This is a genomic window from Priestia sp. BR_2 (assembly GCF_041954005.1).
GTDB classification, from domain to species: Bacteria; Bacillota; Bacilli; order Paenibacillales; family Paenibacillaceae; genus Paenibacillus_AQ; species Paenibacillus_AQ lautus_A.
Genome location: NZ_JAVFHM010000276.1, coordinates 1 through 17969, shown reverse-complemented (window position 1 = coordinate 17969; position 17969 = coordinate 1). Strand labels below are relative to the sequence as shown.

Annotated in this window: 13 protein-coding genes and 1 pseudogene; all 14 read right to left on the bottom strand. The window is 50.3% G+C overall.

Translation table 11 applies throughout. From position 1 onward, the window contains the following. Nucleotides 1-7 precede the first annotated feature (7 nt). Nucleotides 8-1771 carry a sensor histidine kinase gene (locus RB298_RS21280; RefSeq protein WP_486048467.1) on the bottom strand — a complete coding sequence of 588 codons (1764 nt, stop codon included), beginning with the start codon at nucleotides 1769-1771 and terminating at the stop codon, nucleotides 8-10. 60 nt (nucleotides 1772-1831) lie between these two features. Beyond that, a complete protein-coding gene (locus RB298_RS21275) occupies nucleotides 1832-3244 on the bottom strand; it encodes an ABC transporter substrate-binding protein (RefSeq protein WP_176502387.1) in 1413 nt (470 codons plus the stop codon). Between the two features lie 194 nt (nucleotides 3245-3438). Continuing rightward, nucleotides 3439-4257, bottom strand: a complete 819-nt coding sequence (locus RB298_RS21270) for an endonuclease/exonuclease/phosphatase family protein (protein ID WP_096773552.1) — start codon at nucleotides 4255-4257, stop codon at nucleotides 3439-3441. Nucleotides 4258-4471: 214 nt separating this feature from the next. Next, on the bottom strand, nucleotides 4472-5464 hold the full coding sequence (locus tag RB298_RS21265) for a phage baseplate protein (protein ID WP_036663222.1): 993 nt from the start codon (nucleotides 5462-5464) through the stop codon (nucleotides 4472-4474). 202 nt (nucleotides 5465-5666) lie between these two features. Beyond that, the gene (locus RB298_RS21260; protein WP_486048464.1) at nucleotides 5667-6071 is read right to left on the bottom strand and encodes a YvaD family protein; all 405 of its coding nucleotides are present in this window, start codon (nucleotides 6069-6071) and stop codon (nucleotides 5667-5669) included. Between the two features lie 38 nt (nucleotides 6072-6109). Further along, on the bottom strand, nucleotides 6110-6670 hold the full coding sequence (locus RB298_RS21255) for a TetR/AcrR family transcriptional regulator (protein ID WP_096773550.1): 561 nt from the start codon (nucleotides 6668-6670) through the stop codon (nucleotides 6110-6112). Between the two features lie 195 nt (nucleotides 6671-6865). Further along, nucleotides 6866-9190 carry a glycoside hydrolase family 3 N-terminal domain-containing protein gene (locus tag RB298_RS21250; RefSeq protein WP_486048462.1) on the bottom strand — a complete coding sequence of 775 codons (2325 nt, stop codon included), beginning with the start codon at nucleotides 9188-9190 and terminating at the stop codon, nucleotides 6866-6868. 40 nt (nucleotides 9191-9230) lie between these two features. After that, on the bottom strand, nucleotides 9231-10805 hold the full coding sequence (locus tag RB298_RS21245; RefSeq protein ID WP_096773549.1) for a response regulator transcription factor: 1575 nt from the start codon (nucleotides 10803-10805) through the stop codon (nucleotides 9231-9233). Beyond that, complete coding sequence (locus RB298_RS21240) at nucleotides 10768-12591, bottom strand: sensor histidine kinase (RefSeq protein ID WP_015735069.1); 1824 nt, start codon at nucleotides 12589-12591, stop codon at nucleotides 10768-10770. Before RB298_RS21240 ends, RB298_RS21245 begins: the two co-directional genes overlap by 38 nt. A gap of 47 nt (nucleotides 12592-12638) precedes the next feature. Further along, nucleotides 12639-13469 (bottom strand): carbohydrate ABC transporter permease, encoded by an 831-nt coding sequence (locus RB298_RS21235; RefSeq protein ID WP_009592052.1) that lies wholly within the window; start codon nucleotides 13467-13469, stop codon nucleotides 12639-12641. 16 nt (nucleotides 13470-13485) lie between these two features. Beyond that, complete coding sequence (locus RB298_RS21230; RefSeq protein WP_015735068.1) at nucleotides 13486-14358, bottom strand: carbohydrate ABC transporter permease; 873 nt, start codon at nucleotides 14356-14358, stop codon at nucleotides 13486-13488. 99 nt (nucleotides 14359-14457) lie between these two features. Beyond that, entirely contained in the window at nucleotides 14458-15753 is a 1296-nt protein-coding gene (locus RB298_RS21225; RefSeq protein ID WP_096773547.1) for an extracellular solute-binding protein, read from the bottom strand. Nucleotides 15754-16049: 296 nt separating this feature from the next. After that, a complete protein-coding gene (locus RB298_RS21220) occupies nucleotides 16050-17066 on the bottom strand; it encodes a glycoside hydrolase family 130 protein (protein WP_009592050.1) in 1017 nt (338 codons plus the stop codon). Nucleotides 17067-17254: 188 nt separating this feature from the next. Next, nucleotides 17255-17969, bottom strand: a pseudogene (locus RB298_RS21215) (malate:quinone oxidoreductase); the annotation flags it as partial.

Genomic DNA, 17969 nt, shown 5'->3' with positions numbered 1-17969 from the left:
CCTTAAGTCAACTCCCTTCGGGTACTGGTAAACGGGGGATGATGATCGAGACCCGAGTACATAGGTTAGGTTCGCTTTCCATATGCAAGCCGGCCTTGCTTCCATACTGAAGTTGTAATCGCAATCGAACATTATGCAGCGCATAACCCGATGAAGCAAAGGCAGCCGGTTCCCGAAGCTCTGGATCCGCTGCGTTATTTTCGCTAAATCCTAATCCGTTATCCTCCACGATGAAATATAGATGGGTATCATCCTGTTTAACTTGGATCCGAATAATTCCACCATCATTGCGATCATTAAAGCCATGCAGGATGGAGTTTTCAACCAGCGGCTGCAGCATGATTTTTAGGATCGGCTGCTGCATATCGACCAGGGGATCGACCTCGATGGAATAGGTAAACAGCGTTTCATAACATCTCTGCTGAATTTTTAAATACTCCTCAACGTGGAGTAACTCGTGCTCAATGGACGTCATCTCCTTGCCTCGATTGAGGCCGAGCTGGAACAGCTGTGACAGGGACAGCACCATTTCCTGAACATCCTCCAATTGATTCAGCTGGCTTTTCCAATAAACCGTATTCAGCGTGTTATATAGAAAGTGGGGATCAATTTGAGCCTGCAGGGCTCTCATCTCGGACTGACGTTTATCCGTCTCTGCCTGCTTCACCACGTCAAACATGTGATTAAGCTCTTCCAGCATCCGGTTAAAGCGATAACCGACCTGCGTGATCTCGTCATTGTATTCGCTTTCATAACGGACGTTAAGATCGTTCATCTCCACCCGTTTCATTAACGATTGCAGATGGCTTAACGGTCTTACGAGCAAACGTGTCAGCATATTCGCAAAAGCAAAAGATACAAGCAAACATCCCGTGATCACCCCGAGAATCGTCAATTTAATGCTGTCCATCTGCTTCATCAATTCAGCTTTAGGCAGAAAGCTGAATAGCGTCCACTCCTTCACTCCACCCAGCTTGGTAAAGTTAACCAGGTATTCATCGCCTTGGTCCGAATATTCGAAGCTTCCCTGCTCAACTGTTAAAGCAGCCATATACTCAGGATCCTGTTTCAACTTATCCGTTATGACGGAATCTTCGATTAAAGCATCGCTCCCATCGGATGAGGCCAGGAGAAGGAAAGGCTTACGATTTGTGTCTTCCGAAACGATTAATGATCGAATCGAGTCGATTTTGACATTCGCTACAACATAACTATCATCGATGTAATGGGATGGGATACCCTCCATTACAAAGGAAATGACCTTCTCCCTGCTGGCAAAGAAAAGATCCTCATGACCGGCCACCCATAGCTTGCGCCGCTCGCTTTTGATATACGTATAGAGCGCCGAATCATAAAACGAATGGGAGAAATTACGCTGCTGACTCGTCTGATAATAGTCTCCCTCACGCGTTGCGATAAGAATGGAATCGATAAGAGGTTCCGTGAGCTTGGTCTGTACAAAAGTCGATTGCAGCCCCGATAGATGCGTATAGTAATTCTCCGAGCCCGAATAGCTGCTGTCCATCCCTAACGCTCTTCGGTAAGCCGTATTGACCATCATCGAGTAAACCGCTTGCGAGATATGATTCAGCTTCTCATCCAATACCTTCGAAGTTTTAACGATCGTATCCTGACTAAGCTGATAAGCGTTGTCCTTCACGACTTCCTCGGCGATGACGTAGCTAAGCGCGCCTGCGGTGGTGACTGCAAAAATAACGATAAGCATGAACGCGATCCAAATTCGGCGTCTGAACGATAGTCGGTAGAGCATAAATCAACATCCTCCGTCTCTATTTTCGGTTGTGGCAGCAGTTGTCCTTTTTGAATAAGATCAATCACTTGCCATAAGACGATCCTGAGGATGCAGCGGATCAAACTCCGGGATGGCTTGCATATTCACTCTGCCGGCAGCCCGTTCCCGATCCAATGCGGCATTGTAACGCGCGTTCAAGTCTTCAACCAATCGATCAAGGTCACCGCCGATCATGATATACTTTACGAATTCGTCCTCCCACTCCCTTCCGTTTGGTTTGAATCCTTGAGGCGACGCAGGCCATATCCCGTCATAATCGCCTGGTATAAAGCCGTCGATGCCCTCGATGTCAGGCTTCTTGGCTTTCTTGGCTATCGATTCCACGGATAGAATGCCAAGTCCGGCTTCCTGGTACCCGATCAGGACTTCATCGCTGTACATATAGCTGAGAAACTTCCATGCTTCCTCCTTATGCTGCGATTGACTGCTGATCGATAGCCATCTCGTCGCTCCCACTCCCTGATTGATCACTCCTTTATAGGTTCCGTCAATCGACGGGGGAAGTGCCGCCCCCCATTTGATCTTTGCCGGAAATTGAAATTTATAAATGCCGGGTTCCGAAGAATAGGACAGATACATCCCGATCTTACCGTCGGCAAACTGCGCCCGGAGCGGATCGATATCCAGGGATTCAGCTCCCGGAAGCGTGCTGCCATTCTCCATCATGGCCCGGAATGCGCCAATAATCGGTTTTAAGCCTGAGAAGTCATAGGTACCTGTTGAAAAGTCATAACCATCGCCGCTGATGCCGCTTATTTCAGCTATCGGAACGGCGGAGCGGCCGAGGGCGCTGGCCGGAATTTTATAGGGCAGCGCGAACCCGTAAACGCCTTCTGCTTTTCCAATCTCGGTGATTCTCCAAGCAGCCTCCACTAACTCGTCAAGAGATTTCGGAGGAGAGGTGATGCCGGCCCGCGCAAACAGCTCAACATTATAAATAAGCCGTAAGGTGGATCCGCTGTTAGGAAGGCTGTATATCCATTGATCGAATACGTTATATCCTTCGATAAAGGCCTGCTTCCCGAACCTGCTTCTGATTACGGGCGTTATATACTCGTTCAATGGTTCCACGTAGCCTTTACGGGTCATTTCAGCGAGATCGATCGGGGTGAAGATGTCGGGTGATTGTTCGCTGGCAAAAGACAAATCCAATGATTGGGCAAAATCATCCGCCATCACGGTCATCTCAACCTCAATGTTATCGGGATTCTCTTGGTTATAGCGATGAATCACCTCTTTGATATAGTTCGCGTCATGCCGCCCCGTCGACCAGAACTTAAGCTTTGTCTTTGCACCTGTAACGGCCATTTTCGAAGCTGCCGAGTGCGAAAATATGCCGTCCGTGCCCTGCCCGCTGCTGCGCTGCATGCAGCCTGTTACGGCCATGCTTAGGCACGTCAATACAATCAGCGGTAATCTCCAAGTTATCATGCACACTCCCTCCCTGTGCTTGTATCGTAGCATAACCTATTTTATCGATATAGACAGGACGGTAAAAAAACTGTAAAGGGAAGAAAATCGATTTATCTCCTAAATGCAAAGAGGCTTCCACCAAGCAATTGCTTGGTGGAAGCCCCCGGTCATGCTGAGATCCAATTAGAACTTATTCTCCCCGATGCTAGTACCTATCGCTTGAATACCACATCGGCTGCAATCGGCAGATGATCCGATGCTTCGGTTTGGATCACGCGTTGATTGGCATGCCGGACGTTAGGGGAAGTCAGAATATAATCGATGGTTGCCGACGGATTGATGACAGGGAACGTATAAGCATCGTCTATTCCCACAAAGCTGTTTACGAATAAACCGCTGTTTAACAGTAATTGAAACTCTGAACTGTCCGGTTCCGCATTAAAATCCCCCAGGAGAAGCGCAGGTCCCTGGGAGCCGGAAGCAAGGTCAATGATTTCCTGAGCCTGTGCCGTTCTGCTGGTGACATCCAGCCCGAGATGCGTGTTGTAGACATCCACATGGATTCCTCTCAGATTAACGACGGCATGAAGAACGCCGCGCTGTTCCTTCCCGAAGCTGCTTAACCATGTATTCTCGGATCGGAGTATCGGATACTTGCTCACGATGGCTGTCCCGTATTGACGGTTGTTTGTTTGTCCTTCCCCCGGTTCCAAATCAAGATTCGCGCCATAAGCGTAATGATAGCCGAGCAAATCAGCCAATTCCTTGGCTTGGTCTTTAAAATCGCTTCGTTCCCCGTAATGCCGATCCACTTCTTGAAGCCCGACAATCTCAGCGCCGGAGTCGCGGATCACATCCGCAATTCTCTGCAGGCTCAGCTGACCATCGATTCCTACCCCATGATGGATATTGTAAGACATTACGGTGGTGCTTACTTCTTTGCCTTGACCCTTTCCCGCTGCCATGACGCCCGTTGCAAACAGGGGAATGAGGAACAAACAAGCGATTAGCGAAATGAGGCTTTTTTTCATGAACGAATCTCCTTCCAATAGTCAGATTAATATCGTAAGAATCAAATTGATTATATACGGGTTTTATTTTCGCCAGATCAAGCCAAGAGCTGCTCCTTTAAAATGGTAAAAAAGAAACAGACTAGACACACTTAATATGGTCCAGCCTGTGACCTGCGACTTACATTCGCTTGGTTGATCGCAACTATTCAATGAGTCAAAACCCGCCTAGGCGTCAGTTAAAAATGCTGTCCGGAACGTAATATACCTTCTGCGTATTCTGCTTATTGACCGGATCCGTCACGATCGTAAAATATACGTTGCCGTTCTTGGTCTGAACTCCCTCGATTTCATGGTTGCCTACATTCGTAATTTTCACGAGGGTTTTGAAAGTCCCGGTATTCGTCATCATGGCAATCTGCGGGGTTTCGCCTTCGGCTCCGCCTGACGTATAGATTTTCGTTTGGCCGAGCATATCCGCCCCCTGGAAGGATCCGTTCGGTCTGACGATGCCGCTGCCCGATTGCGTGAAGCTGCCAACCGCTGCGTTCACCGCGGCTGCGCTGTCCATCCGCACCTGTTCATTGCTGTCAAGCAGCTTATTGAGCGCGACCGTGTCATAAATGGACCAGGTCACGGTTCCTTCCTTCGTTTGAACGCGGAACACCGTATGCGTACTGTTGCCGCCGCCATCAACCCGGTAGGTCTCGCCCAGCCTTGCTCCCGTTTTATTGGCGTAATTCATATAGGTAAAGCGATGCAGATCCGTATAATCGACCGTCTTGCCGGCCGAATATTGCAGTCTTGCTACCTGAAGCGACCAGTAATAATCGGTTGAAGGATCCGCTTTTGAACTGAAATAGAAATAATTGACGCCGTTGTACGTATACATATCCAGCGTTTGACAGTGCCCCGTGTTGGTGACGGTCATTTTATCTACAAAAGTAGCGTCATTGCCGTTAATGAGCAATCTTGAAAGATAGCAGGTTCCCTTGGAACGCTGCGTGACATACAGATATTTATCCGCGATGTAGGCTTTTTGAACAGCCACGTTGTGTTGAAGCCCTTTTAAATTGTAGGCAAGCGTTGCCGAAGCGTTGACGGTTTTCTCTGGGGTTGCCGCGAACGCGGGCAAACCGGACATACAAAAGATAAGCATTGCAAGGATGAAGGACGTGAGTAATTTAAATTGCCTTTTCTTAAGGCTCAGCCCTTGAACGTCAAACATCAATCCACCTCCATGAAATGATAGAATTCCGTGAGTTCCTCGGCGCCCCCTTTCCTAGGTAGTGAATGTACACTTTGAGTTTACCATTTCCCCCAGGGATTTCCTGTGCTTATCATACTTAAAGTTTTAGGAAATCATGGTCCTTTAGCCCTTTTTTTCAATTGGAACGTTCAAGAGATAATAAAGAAAAGGAGCATCCGCTTTAAGATTCGGCGAATGTTTCCTTTGTCTCTAGCAGTTTAGGGATGAATAACAACGGATACAACAAAAGGTACAGGTTGGGCACCCACCACATGAGGTCGAAATCCGACTTGATGATCCAAAAAACGATCGCCTGCAGCCCGGAACAAAACGTTAGGGTAAGCGAGATTAAGGCGAGATTTTTCCATTTCGCATTTCTTCGTTTATGTAAGTACAGACTGTACATCCCGGTCACGGATATGAATATGTCCAGCGGAAAGAACGACCAATTCCAAACAACCAACAGCTCATTGGTATAATCCTGATATAAATACTCTTTAGGAATTAAGGCAAGTGCGGTAATGACCCAATAACTAATAAATCCGATATCCGTCACTAAGAACAAACCTTTTAATGTTTTGCTCAAGGCATACCCTCTCTTCTCCTTCGTGGTCTATCGTTGGCTCAAGTTTCCCTCTTGATGATACCGGCCAAAAGAATCTCTCCCATATCGCGCAGGCCCTCCTGAAGGGTCATGCTGCTCCTGTTTGCCGCCGAGTCCTCCATTAACCGATAAAAGCCCCCTACATACAGATCAATGAATATTTTGGCGTTAAACGGCCGGAGCAAGCCTTGACGAATGCCTTCCTGAAATAATTCGGCAATGCTGCCCCATTGCTTATTTAGAAATTGGTCGAGGCGGTTCCATTGGTTAGGATAATAACGCTGCAGCTCCGTGATGAGGTTTAGCTCGATAAACTGAAAATCAGCCGGGATAAGAATCAGACATCGTCTAAGTTTCTCCAATGTGCTGAGGCTCGCGTTATTCATGATTTCCTTCTCTTTATGCTGAAGCTCATCGATCGCCCCCTCGAGAATTTCGGCAATTAGCTCATCTTTGGAAGGGAAAACGCCATACAGGGTTTTCGTGCTCATCCCCAGCTGTTTGGCCAGTTCACCCATCGTAAATCGCAATCCGCTTCTCCGGATTTCCTTGCTTGCCGCCTCGACAATTCGTTCTCTCAATGAAATTTGTCCTCCATCCCGGAAAATATATAAATAATATCATTTTCCGTATTTTCCTTACATATTATCCCGATTCCTTCTTTGTGTCAAACGAAAGGCGGCTGATCACATCGAAAAGAGACAGCATGGAATGCTGTCTCCAAAAACATCGATAGCTTAGACATGTAGGCAAACCCTTTGAAATAGGCTTACGCTTCAGGCTTTTACCTTCAACTCAACAACACTGTTCTCCCAATCCGAGTGGCCGCCTACAACGATGTTAACTCGGCAAAGGACGACATCGTAATCCATGTTGCGGTTCCAGATGGCCAGTTCCTCGAAGCCGAGCTCGAACGTAACGGTGGTGCTGTCCCCGGGCTCCAGCATTACCTTCTTGAATCCCTTCAATTCTCGAAGTCGGCGGGTAATCCCTGATTGATCGGCTTGTATGTAAAGCTGTACGACTTCGTCCCCCTTTAGCTTTCCGCTGTTCTTCACCTCCACGCACACCTCGACACGACTTCCGGAGCGAAGCTCGTCAAGCGTCACTTCGTTCTGGGAGATGGCCGGAGATCCATATTCAAACGAGCTGTAACTCAAGCCGAATCCGAACGGATATAACGGTTTGGACGGCATATCGACATAGGGACGAGGGCGCCCTGCGTTTTTCTGATTGTAATAAACCGGCAATTGACCTACGGAGCGTGGAATCGAGACGGGCAGCTTTCCGCTCGGGTTCACTTGGCCAAACAGGATTTCTCCGATGGCACGGCCCCCTTCGCTGCCGGGATACCAAGCGCATAGCAAGGCATCGCTAAGCTCGGCCACCTCGCCGACGGCGAGCGGACGTCCCTGAATGAGCACGGTGATCACCGGTTTGCCGATCGCGTGAATTTCCCGAACCAACTGCTCCTGTATCCCGCCTAAGCGAAGTTCGGCTAGATCGACTCCTTCCCCGCAGTCCATTTCCGTCGGATCCCCCTCTGCTACGATCGCTGCGCCGTTATTGTCAAACGTGCCCCCGAATTGACGAGCACTGCTGCCGCCAAGCACGAGCACGACCGCGTCCGCGGAACGGGCCGCTTCGATTGCTTCAGGCAAGCCCTGGGTGGACATGCCTCGAACGCTGCATCCTGGAGCGAAGACGATGTCCGTGCCTTCGGGAGCAGCCATCCGAATGCCTTGAAGCGCCGTGACTCCGCTGCCCTCGCGCTGAACGCTGGTGTAATCCCCGAGCTGGTTGTAGAGACGGTCCGCATTAGGACCGATGACCGCCAGCCGTTTGATACTGCTGTGATTCAATGGCAGTACGCCTTCATCGTTTTTAAGAAGCACAACCGCTTCTCTTGCAACGGAAACGTTCAACGCTCGGGCGGCTGCATTGTTCACGGTCGAAGCAGCCAAGCCCTCGTCAACGTACGGCTGCTCGAACAGCCCCAACCGGAATTTCAGGCCAAGCACCCGACCAACCGCGCGGTCGATGCTCTCCATATCGGCCTTCCCTTGCTCCACCGCTTGTTCAAGCGTCGTGAACGACTTGTCCCACAGGCTTAGATCCACCCCGGATGAGAGAGCAAGCGCCGCTGCCGACTCATAGTCTCCCGTAATGGACACCAAACGGTCGATGGCCGTTCCATCCGCCATGACAATCCCATCAAATCCCCATTCATCTCTCAGGATGCCGGTTAACAGCTTATCATTGGCATGACATGGAATGCCGTCGAGTTCATTATAGGCCGCCATGACGCCAGCCGCCCCTGCCTTGATCCCCGCCTCCGCGGCAGGCAGGTGGATTTCCCGCAGCTCCCGCTCGCCTGCGGGAACCGGGCCTGCGTTCCGTCCGCCCTGCCCTGCTCCTTGAGCGCATAGATGCTTGAGCACGGCAGCTGCCTTATCGTGTCTCTTCCATTCTTCCGGGTTTCTTCCCTGCATGCCAAACACAACCGCCTCCGTCATTCGCGCAGCCAGGTAAGGATCTTCTCCGTAACATTCCTCGGAGCGTCCCCACCGCGGATCCTGCAGGATGTCCAGTACCGAGACCAAGCCTAAATGCGCGCCTCGGCTGCGGATCTCGGAGGCCACATGGGAATAGGCGCTCTCAATTAATTCGGGATTCCAGGTGGAACCGATGGCCGTATTGACGGGCAGAAGCGTTCCGTCAAGCGCTTGATGGCCGTGGGGGCATTCCTCGGAGAGCAGGACGGGAATGCCGAGCCGGCTGTGTTCGATCACGTAACGCTGAATGGCATTCGCCACCTTCGCGTTGTCCTGCGTAGGAATCCCGTTCTCATAGGTCACCCCGGACCAAGGATCCGCCCGGAACAGACCGTACAGCGCCCCCATGCCGGCCCCCCATTCAACATGCTCCTTGAATAGGTCGGTCAGTTCAAACTCCGTTTCGGTCCCTTCGCTTCGCCGATATGCCATCCAGCCGTACAAGTGCTGGTTCAGCTGCCCGACCTTCTCCCGCAGCGTCATTCTGGACAATAAATCCTCTACGCGCTCGTCTACGGGGAGCGCAGCATTCCGATATTTCTCCATATTCCCCATACTCCTTCCATCCTGGTCGTCATGCTTTTAATCATTCTTTGATATTCAAGACCCGATATTTCTTGGGCGTCATGCCCGTGTACAGTTTGAAGACGGATACAAAATACTTGTATTCTTTGTAACCGACGCGGTCGGCAATCTCAAACACCTTGTCCTGCGTCGTCAGCAGCAGCTTTCTCGCCTCGTTGATGCGCAATTCGTTCATGTATTCGCTGAAGCTTTTTCCCGTGCTTTGTTTAAAAATATTGCTGAAGTAGCTGGGCGTAATCTTTAAATACGCTGCCACTTCCGACGCTTTCAGGTCGCTCAGATAATGATCCGCCATATACTTCTTGGCCTTCTCAATGATCCAGAACGATCTGTCGATGCCGACCCTGTCGATCAGCTGCAGCAGATCAAACACTTCCGTGGATATCGCCAGACGAATCGCGTCGGGATGATTGAACACCTCCAGGTCGATCGTTCTCTCCAGGCCATGCTCCAGCTGGGTCAGGCCGCTTTGACGAAGTCGCTGCCGCAGCATGATGGACAGTTCATCACACACGTTCACCATATCCGTCAACAGGTACCGCTGATCCCGGAAGAATCGGAACATGCCGTCGATTAGCTCTTCCAGCATTTCGGCATCCTGCTTGAATAATGCCACGGACAGTTTCGAGACCATGTCGGCACTGTCGAAATCGTGCTTGGCCCGGCCGTTATCCACCTCGGACTTATATTCTCGATCCAGCAAGGGGCGCTGTTCCAAGGCATAATAAGGCAATAACGCTCGCACCTGCGAGCAGATGGCTGCCGTTTGGTCCAGGGAAGCGTAAGCATCCGATACCGCGCCATACAAACGATGCTCTTCCGGCCAGGCATCCAGCATCGCCTGCAGAATTTCATCCCACTGCCGCTTCGGGCGCGGCTGATCCGTCATCAGCAGGGTCAACAGCAGATTTTTATGCACAAACACGGATACTTGACGAATTCCGCTGGTTTCGAGGTTTTCACGAACCGTCCGGATCCATACATGCTGCAGCATCGTTAAATCCTGTTCCGATACGGAAGCTGCAAGGTTCGAGAACTTCTCCAGCTGCGTAGCCATGAGTTTATATTCGGCACCGTTTACTAAATCGCCGGGCACCGCCTTGGCCAATGAAGTTTCATTATGCGCTGCCATGTCGGAAAGCCACAGCTCCGCATCCTTCGATGATCCGTCGACACGGATATCTTGGTTGCGAATGTCTTCCACGATTCCGGTCACGGCGGCCACCAATTCGTCAATATCGACGGGCTTCAGCAAGTAATCGGTTACATCAAGCTTGATGGCTTGGCGGGCATACTCGAATTCCTCATAACCGCTGATCATGATGACCCGAATCTGAGGATGACGGAGCTTCAGCTCCTTAGCAAGCTGAAGCCCGTCCATTCCCTCCATTCGGATGTCCGTCAGAACCAGATCAATCTCGTGTTCCTGCACCACCTGCAAAGCTTCATTGCCGTCATAAGCCTCGGCGACGACCTCGACTCCATAATCCGCCCAGTCAATGGTATAGTGCAAGCCCTGACAGATCACCGGTTCATCGTCAACGATCAGCATTTTTACTGTCTTCACGTGTTGCATCGTACGATTCACCACCGTAGGTTTCAGAATATGGAAGCTTGAGGCGAATCAAGGTTCCTTGCGATGAAGCCTCAATCACTTCCAGTCCGTAGCGTTCTCCGAAAAATAGGTATAAACGTTCATGAATGTTGCTGAGCGCACCTCGTGTGCGGCCGGCTTGGACTCCGATTCGCAGGGATTCCCTGACTTCTTCCAAAGTAGAATCGTCCATACCCCGGCCGTTATCCTGCACGTCGATCCAAATCTCGTCCTCCCGCTTATACGCGATGACCGTTATTCTGGCGACCGGCTCGCGCCGATCAAGGCCATGCTTGAGAAAATTCTCGACCAAAGGCTGAATGGTAGCCTTCAAGGTAAGCGAATTCGCCAGATCATATTCCATGTAAAGCGCATATTTCAGTTTACGCCCCAGCCGTCTCTGCTGCAAATACAAATAAGAGCGTACGAATTCCATTTCTTTAGCAAGGCTGGTCTCGTAATGGCCATTGTTCAGACTGGAACGCAGGAATCGGGACAAAATTTCGATGAGCTGGCTGGACTCGACGGCCTTCTCCAGCCTGGCGGTCCAGCGGATCATATCCAGCGTATTATAGAGAAAATGCGGATCCATCTGCTCCTGCAGCAGGCGCAGCTCGGATTCGCGCTCCCTCAGTTCCAGCTTGTATTTATGCTCGATCAGTTCCTGAATCGTGGAGACCATGTCGTTAAACCTGCGGTTCAGCTCGGAAATCTCATCCTTGGAACGAATGGGGACCCGGGCGTTGAAATCGCCGAGCTTTACGCGATTGGTCTCAATCTTCAGGCGCAGGATCGGCCTGATAATCGTATAGTGGAACCCGATCAAGGCCGATAAGCCCAACAGGAGAATTCCGATGAGAATAACCTGCATCAAGATGGATACGCCGCGTACATCCTGATCCAACGCAGCCTTGGGCACCATGGAAACGATCGTCCAATCGGTATTCTCCATCCGTTGATGAAAGGTCAAATACGCTTCCCCGTCGTGTCGGTACGTGGAAGAGCCCATCGTCCCGGCGGTTATGATATCCGTAATCGCTTTCCCATCGCCGATATCCAAGGATAGCAATTCTTTGGAGGGGAGTACGATTTGTCCTTCGGCATTCACAATGAATACCATGCCTTCGTCCCGCGTCAACCCCCGCTGCAGCTGTTTAAGAATACTGGCTTCATCCATGCGGATGACGAGCCTAGCCAGCGGGAGCGTGATCTCGTCATAGGAATTCAGAACCCGGAACAATGAGACGAGGTTTACTTCACCATACCAGCCGCTGGTGGAAGGATAGCCGTTGCTCCACACGATTCCGCCTTTATGCTCGTCCGCCAGCCGGTTCCAAGACTCTTCGTTGCCGTGAATCGGCTCGCCCATCTCGATGGAATTGCCGTTAAACCCGGTAATCGAAATGGATTTGATATAGTTTTTGGACATGAGCTGAAACGTCAGGAATCCTTCGAGATTCTGCTTCAACTGCTCCGCCCTCCCGCTCTCTGGCGGTGGATCAAGGCGCAGGTATTGGCGCATGTCATTGCTCAATATCAAATAATCGGCGATATCCTCGATCATGGCCGTTTGTTCTTCCAGCTGGTTCGTTACGATCTCCAGGCTGCGTTGGCTTGATTGGATAAATTGGCCGCGCAGCACTTCGTTCAGCTTGTCTTGGGCCAGGACGCCGACCCCCAGCGTAGGCAGAATGACAAAAAAGAGGAAAATGACCAGAGCCTTCTGTTTCAGACCATAATTCCCGATCCAGCCCAAACTGCTGCGCATGTCCATTCCCTCTTTCGATGACTTCATGATGTTGAGCTGAAACCGGATTAACCTTTGACTGCGCCTGCCGTCATGCCGTTAACGAGCTGCTTTTGCAGGAGCAGGTAAAAAATAATGATCGGTATAAGCGCGATCGTCAACGCAGCCATTTGCAGCGTAAGGCTGGCCGTCTCAATGCCGACAAAGTTGGCGAGCCCAAGCGGCAATGTTTTCAGCGACGATGAACTGATCAAGACGAGTGCGAACAAGTACTCGTTCCAATTATAGATAAAGTTCAAGATCACGACGGTTGAAATCGCCGGACGCGTGATCGGTAATATGATCGACCAGAAAATCTTGAATACGCCCGCGCCGTCCATGACGCCCGACTCCTCCAAATCCTTCGGAAACCCTCTCATGAAACCCTCCAGGATAAAGATCGTCAAGGACAAATGGAACGCCGTGTATGGAAGGATCAGCGATAAGTGGGTATCCAGCAAATGCAGATTCCGCATGATCAAGAAAATCGGAATCAAGGTCGCATGAATCGGAACGACCATGCCCAGCAGAAATATCGCGTAAGTTGCACCGCGCAGCTTAAAATTGAACCTTGCCAAGAAGTATGCCGCAAGCGATCCTAGAAGGACCGTCACGACCAACGATACGACCGTTACGATGATGCTGTTAAGGAAGTAGGTATCCATATTCGCCACTTCCCATGCCTTCGCGTAATTGGAGAACTGCAGCTCGGTCGGTATGGAGAACGGGTTCGCCGCATATTCCTGCTCGGTTTTGAACGAATCTACGATCATCCAAAAGAAAGGGATTATATTAATAATAGCGAATATCCCCAAAAAAGTGTATGCCGATAAATGGAACCATTTCGTTTGTCTGTACATCTCCTCCCTCTCCCTTCTATTCCTTTTCTCTCGCCAATCGATTTACGATCGTGATGACGATAAGGCTAAACAGCAGAATCAATACGGACACTGCACTGCCGTAGCCGAATCTCATATTCATAAACGAGTTGTTGTACATATAGACGGTCATAACCTCCGTCGCATGTGCCGGTCCGCCGCCCGTCATGATCTGGATCAGATCGAACACGCGGAACGAATTGCTGATGCTGTAGACAACGGACACGAGCAATGTTCCTCGGATCATCGGGATCGTAATCCGCATGATCCGGCTTAGACCAGTCGCGCCGTCCAGGGCAGCCGCCTCATTGACTTCATCGGGGATATTCTGCAGCGCGGCCAATAGAATGATCATATATAAGCCGCAGTTTTGCCATATATAAGCGATGCTGATGGAGATCATGGACCAGAACGGATCCCCCAGCCAATTTTGCTGCCAGCTCTCAAGACCCAGAACGCCGAGCAGGTTATTCAGCATCCCGTATTCCGTGTTGTACACCATGCCCCAGATCAGGGATACCATAACCGATGAAATGACGACCGGCAGGAATCCGATGGTCCGGAAGAAGCTGGAGCCCTTGAGTCCTCGATTCAGCAGCAGGGCCAGCAGCAGACCAAGCGGGATCTGACCCGCTATCCCGGTAAACATGATAATGATGTTGTTCTTAACGGACAGCCAAAAAATATCATCCTTGAAAATATCTACGAAATTGTCCAGCCCGATAAAACGCATGGGCGTGATTCCGTCCCAGTTCATTAATGAATAATAAACCGATAAGCCGATGGGAAATATGGCAATACATATATAGATAATGAGTGCTGGCGCCAAGCCCAAGAATATAGCCCATTTCGTATGCTTAAGCGTATGCATTGGCGTAACTCCTTTCTTTCTGCCTTTAATAAGAAAAACCCGCTGCCGGGTTTTTCTTTGTGCCATCATGATCTTGACTTAAGGAAGGAAATTCGCAACTTACTTCATGCTGTCGAAAGCTTCCTGAACCTCTTGGGCGAGCTCCTCCGGCGTCCCTCTGCCGATGGTCAGAGCCTGCAATCCGTTCTGCATGACGTCGGTAACTTGCGTCGGAATGACGCTGTCGAACACCGGTGCCGTTCCCTTGTTGGTCAACTCCAGCATCTCCTTGAGATACGGGCTCGCATCTTCAGGAATTTCAACGTTGGCCGGTACGACAACGCCTTTACTGATCAGATCTTTGTACAGGTCCTCATTGACAAAAAACTTAATAAATTCCTCGGCAGCCGCTTTCTTTTCATCGCTCAATCCTTTTTTAATGGAGATGCCGTACTGAACGACGCCCGCGCTTTTCACCGGATCGCCGGATCCGCCAGGGACGCTCGGGAAGAGCGCAATGCCGAATTTGTCCCCTTCCTCGTTGTTGATGCGGATTCTTCCGTCAACGGTAGAAGAAGAAATATGCATCGCTGCTTTGCCTTGAATAAAATAGTCCTGCCCTTGGACGGAATCCATATTGTTCGCATCCGTATTGAATGCTCCCAGCTTGGACAGTTCGTCGATGACGGCAATCGCTTTCACGTATTCGGGATCGGTAAATTTGGCTTCCTTGTTCAGAATTTTCTGCAAGAAGTCACTGCCTACGTAACGGTCCCCGATAATCGACAAGAAGGACGATTGAAGCGGCCATTTCTCTTTGTTGCCCAAGGAGATCGGCGTAATGCCGGCTTCCTTCAGCTTTTTCACCGCATCGATGAATTCGTCGTAGGTAGCCGGAAATTGGTCATAACCGACCCCGGCGAACATCTCTTTATTGTAATAAATAATGTCCACGAAGGTTTGTTTGGTCGGCACGGCGAATTGACTGCCGTTCTGGTTAAATCCGGCCAACGCGTCCTCAGGCAAAATATCATTCCAGTTATCCATCAGGTCATCCAGCGGCATCAGCAGATCCCCGGCTACCAGAGGAGCCAGGTCGGCACCAGGCCATACGACGTTGATATCCGACAGGTTGTTGGCGGCAGCCAACGTGCGCAGCTTCGTTTTATACTCCGTTGCCGCTACCCCGTCCTGCTTGATGATAATGTCGGGATGCTGTTTTTCGAATTCGGCGATCCGCTCTTTGTACACCTCGTTATCCACGTTCGGCGATGTCCATGGATGCATGATGTTCAAGGTAACCTTTTCCGGTTCGGCAGCGTCTTTCTCTCCGGAGCCGCAAGCGACGGTTGACATGAGCAGCAGCGCAGCTGTTCCGGTGAGCAGCATCGTTCTAAGCTTCTTAGACGTTTTCATTTAATATACCCCTCTCTTTATACATTACATATCATGTTCTTATATTTAACAATATAAGATATATTAATTATACAATCGGGTTAGCGATCCCAATATCCGCTAAAAAAACGATTTCATCTAATTTTTTTAAGTCATTTTGGACAAAACGGGCTTCTTATTCATCACATTTCTCTCAAATGCGTTAATTTTCATTACATTAAATTCACGTTTTTCCATTTTAATGGTATCGCTTACATCTTAGGTTCTACGGAAAGCGTGGCATTGAACTAAGTCATTTGCCACGCCCTGAAGCGTCTTTATTGCGGTTCGTTCAAAATATAATCCACTAAGTCATCCAACGGTACCGTTGCGAGGGCAATTGCCGTATCGGTTACGCCGTAATAGATATAGAGGAGACCGTCCTTGACCACATTGCCTGTCGGGAAAATGACGTTCGGGATCTGATAGCCGAATTTTTCATAATACGTCTCCGGCTCCATAATGAACCGGCGGGTTCTGGCGATGATTTTCTCGGGATTCTCCAGATCCAGCAGCAAAGCCCCCACGCGATACACCGTATCTTGGTCTACGCCGTGGTAGAGCACCAGCCAGCCTTTGTCCGTCCGCACCGGAGGCGTCGAGCCGCCGATTTTTTTAAACTCCCAATCGTTGTTCTCGGCTTTTGCCAACAGCTTCGGCTCGTCCCAATGCACCAAGTCTTCGGAGTAGCTGATCCACATGGCCGCTTTTTCGGTTCCGTATTCCTCCCCTACATATTCTTCCGGTCTGCGAAGCAGCACATACTTGCCGTTGATTTTCTCCGGGAACAGAATGTTGTCGCGATCATTGATATCAAGCGGCGTTGTATCGCACAGGTACTCCCAATGAATGAGATCCTTCGAAGTCAGGATCCCGGACCGCGTCAGCCAATGGCCTTCCTCTTCGCCCCAGCCGTCCGGATATTCGGGAATCGAGCGTTCGGGGATGCCGGCTCCCGTCGGGTAATAGTTCATGGCGCACGGGCGCAAGGCATAGTTCAAATAAAAGGTGTCGTCGATCTTGACGATTCGCGGGTCCTGGATGCTGCCATAGGGGAATCCCAGCTGGTCCGGCGTTACCACCGGTTCGTCCAGCACATGGGTGAAATGCACGCCGTCCGTGCTTTCCAGCAAACCCAGGTAGTTCTTGCAGGGAGTCAGGGATCCTGCCGTCCGTTCAATCATATAGAATTTTCCGTTATCGATAATGACGGCCGGATTGAATACCGTCACCTTTCTCCAATCGTAGAGTCCAGGCACTACTATCGGATTTTCCGCATGCCGGGTGATTTTCATGGATAAGCCTCCTCATGATTGCTATGTAAGTGTTATCAAGCTGCTTTCTTTAACTCATTATAAGAGGCTTGGTCCATTCATAATATCCTGTAAACTTTCAATATTATCCGAAATATTGTTATCTGTGATGCTTGGCAGCATAAAAAAACCAACCCGGTATACCGGGTTGGTCTTCGTCATGGAAGGGATTAACTATGCACCAGTGCTTTTAAGCTTAAACCTAGCGTTTCTGAAGTCGTATCTTGAATTTCTTCAAAGAGGGCCGGATTCTTCGAAAGCGACATCCCGTAAGAAGGAATCATTTCCTTGATTTTCGGTTCCCATTCCTTCATCTGCTGCGGGAAGCATTTCTGCAATACCTCAAGCATCACGTGAACGGCCGTCGAAGCCCCGGGCGAAGCACCGAGCAGGGCTGCGACCGAACCATCCGCGGCACTAACCACTTCGGTCCCGAACTGCAGCGTGCCCTTTCCGTTAGCCGTATCCTTAATGACTTGTACGCGTTGGCCCGCCACGACGATTTCCCAATCCTCGCTCTTCGCGTTCGGGATGAACTCGCGCAGCTCTTCCATGCGCTTCTCATTCGATAGCACCACCTGCTGGATCAGGTATCGGGTCAACGCCATTTCTTTAACCCCCGCCGCCAGCATCGTGAAGACGTTATTCGGCTTGACGGAACCGATCAAATCGAAATTCGAACCCGTTTTTAGGAACTTCGGCGAGAAGCCGGCAAACGGACCGAAGAGCAGTGCTTTTTGGTTATCGATGTATCTTGTGTCCAGATGGGGCACCGACATCGGAGGAGCTCCAACCTTGGCTTTTCCGTATACCTTGGCATGATGCTGCGCAACGACTTCTTGATTCTTTCAGACCATGAACCGTCCGCTTGCCGGGAACCCTCCG

What these genes read in the sequence shown, in the direction of transcription:
- RB298_RS21280 (WP_486048467.1), bottom strand. Translation starts at nt 1,771, where the DNA reads ATGCTCTACCGACTATCGTTCAGACGCCGAATTTGGATCGCGTTCATG.
- RB298_RS21275 (WP_176502387.1), bottom strand. Translation starts at nt 3,244, where the DNA reads ATGATAACTTGGAGATTACCGCTGATTGTATTGACGTGCCTAAGCATG.
- RB298_RS21270 (WP_096773552.1), bottom strand. Translation starts at nt 4,257, where the DNA reads ATGAAAAAAAGCCTCATTTCGCTAATCGCTTGTTTGTTCCTCATTCCC.
- RB298_RS21265 (WP_036663222.1), bottom strand. Translation starts at nt 5,464, where the DNA reads ATGTTTGACGTTCAAGGGCTGAGCCTTAAGAAAAGGCAATTTAAATTA.
- RB298_RS21250 (WP_486048462.1), bottom strand. Translation starts at nt 9,190, where the DNA reads ATGGAGAAATATCGGAATGCTGCGCTCCCCGTAGACGAGCGCGTAGAG.
- RB298_RS21245 (WP_096773549.1), bottom strand. Translation starts at nt 10,805, where the DNA reads ATGCAACACGTGAAGACAGTAAAAATGCTGATCGTTGACGATGAACCG.
- RB298_RS21240 (WP_015735069.1), bottom strand. Translation starts at nt 12,591, where the DNA reads ATGCGCAGCAGTTTGGGCTGGATCGGGAATTATGGTCTGAAACAGAAG.
- RB298_RS21235 (WP_009592052.1), bottom strand. Translation starts at nt 13,469, where the DNA reads ATGTACAGACAAACGAAATGGTTCCATTTATCGGCATACACTTTTTTG.
- RB298_RS21230 (WP_015735068.1), bottom strand. Translation starts at nt 14,358, where the DNA reads ATGCATACGCTTAAGCATACGAAATGGGCTATATTCTTGGGCTTGGCG.
- RB298_RS21225 (WP_096773547.1), bottom strand. Translation starts at nt 15,753, where the DNA reads ATGAAAACGTCTAAGAAGCTTAGAACGATGCTGCTCACCGGAACAGCT.
- RB298_RS21220 (WP_009592050.1), bottom strand. Translation starts at nt 17,066, where the DNA reads ATGAAAATCACCCGGCATGCGGAAAATCCGATAGTAGTGCCTGGACTC.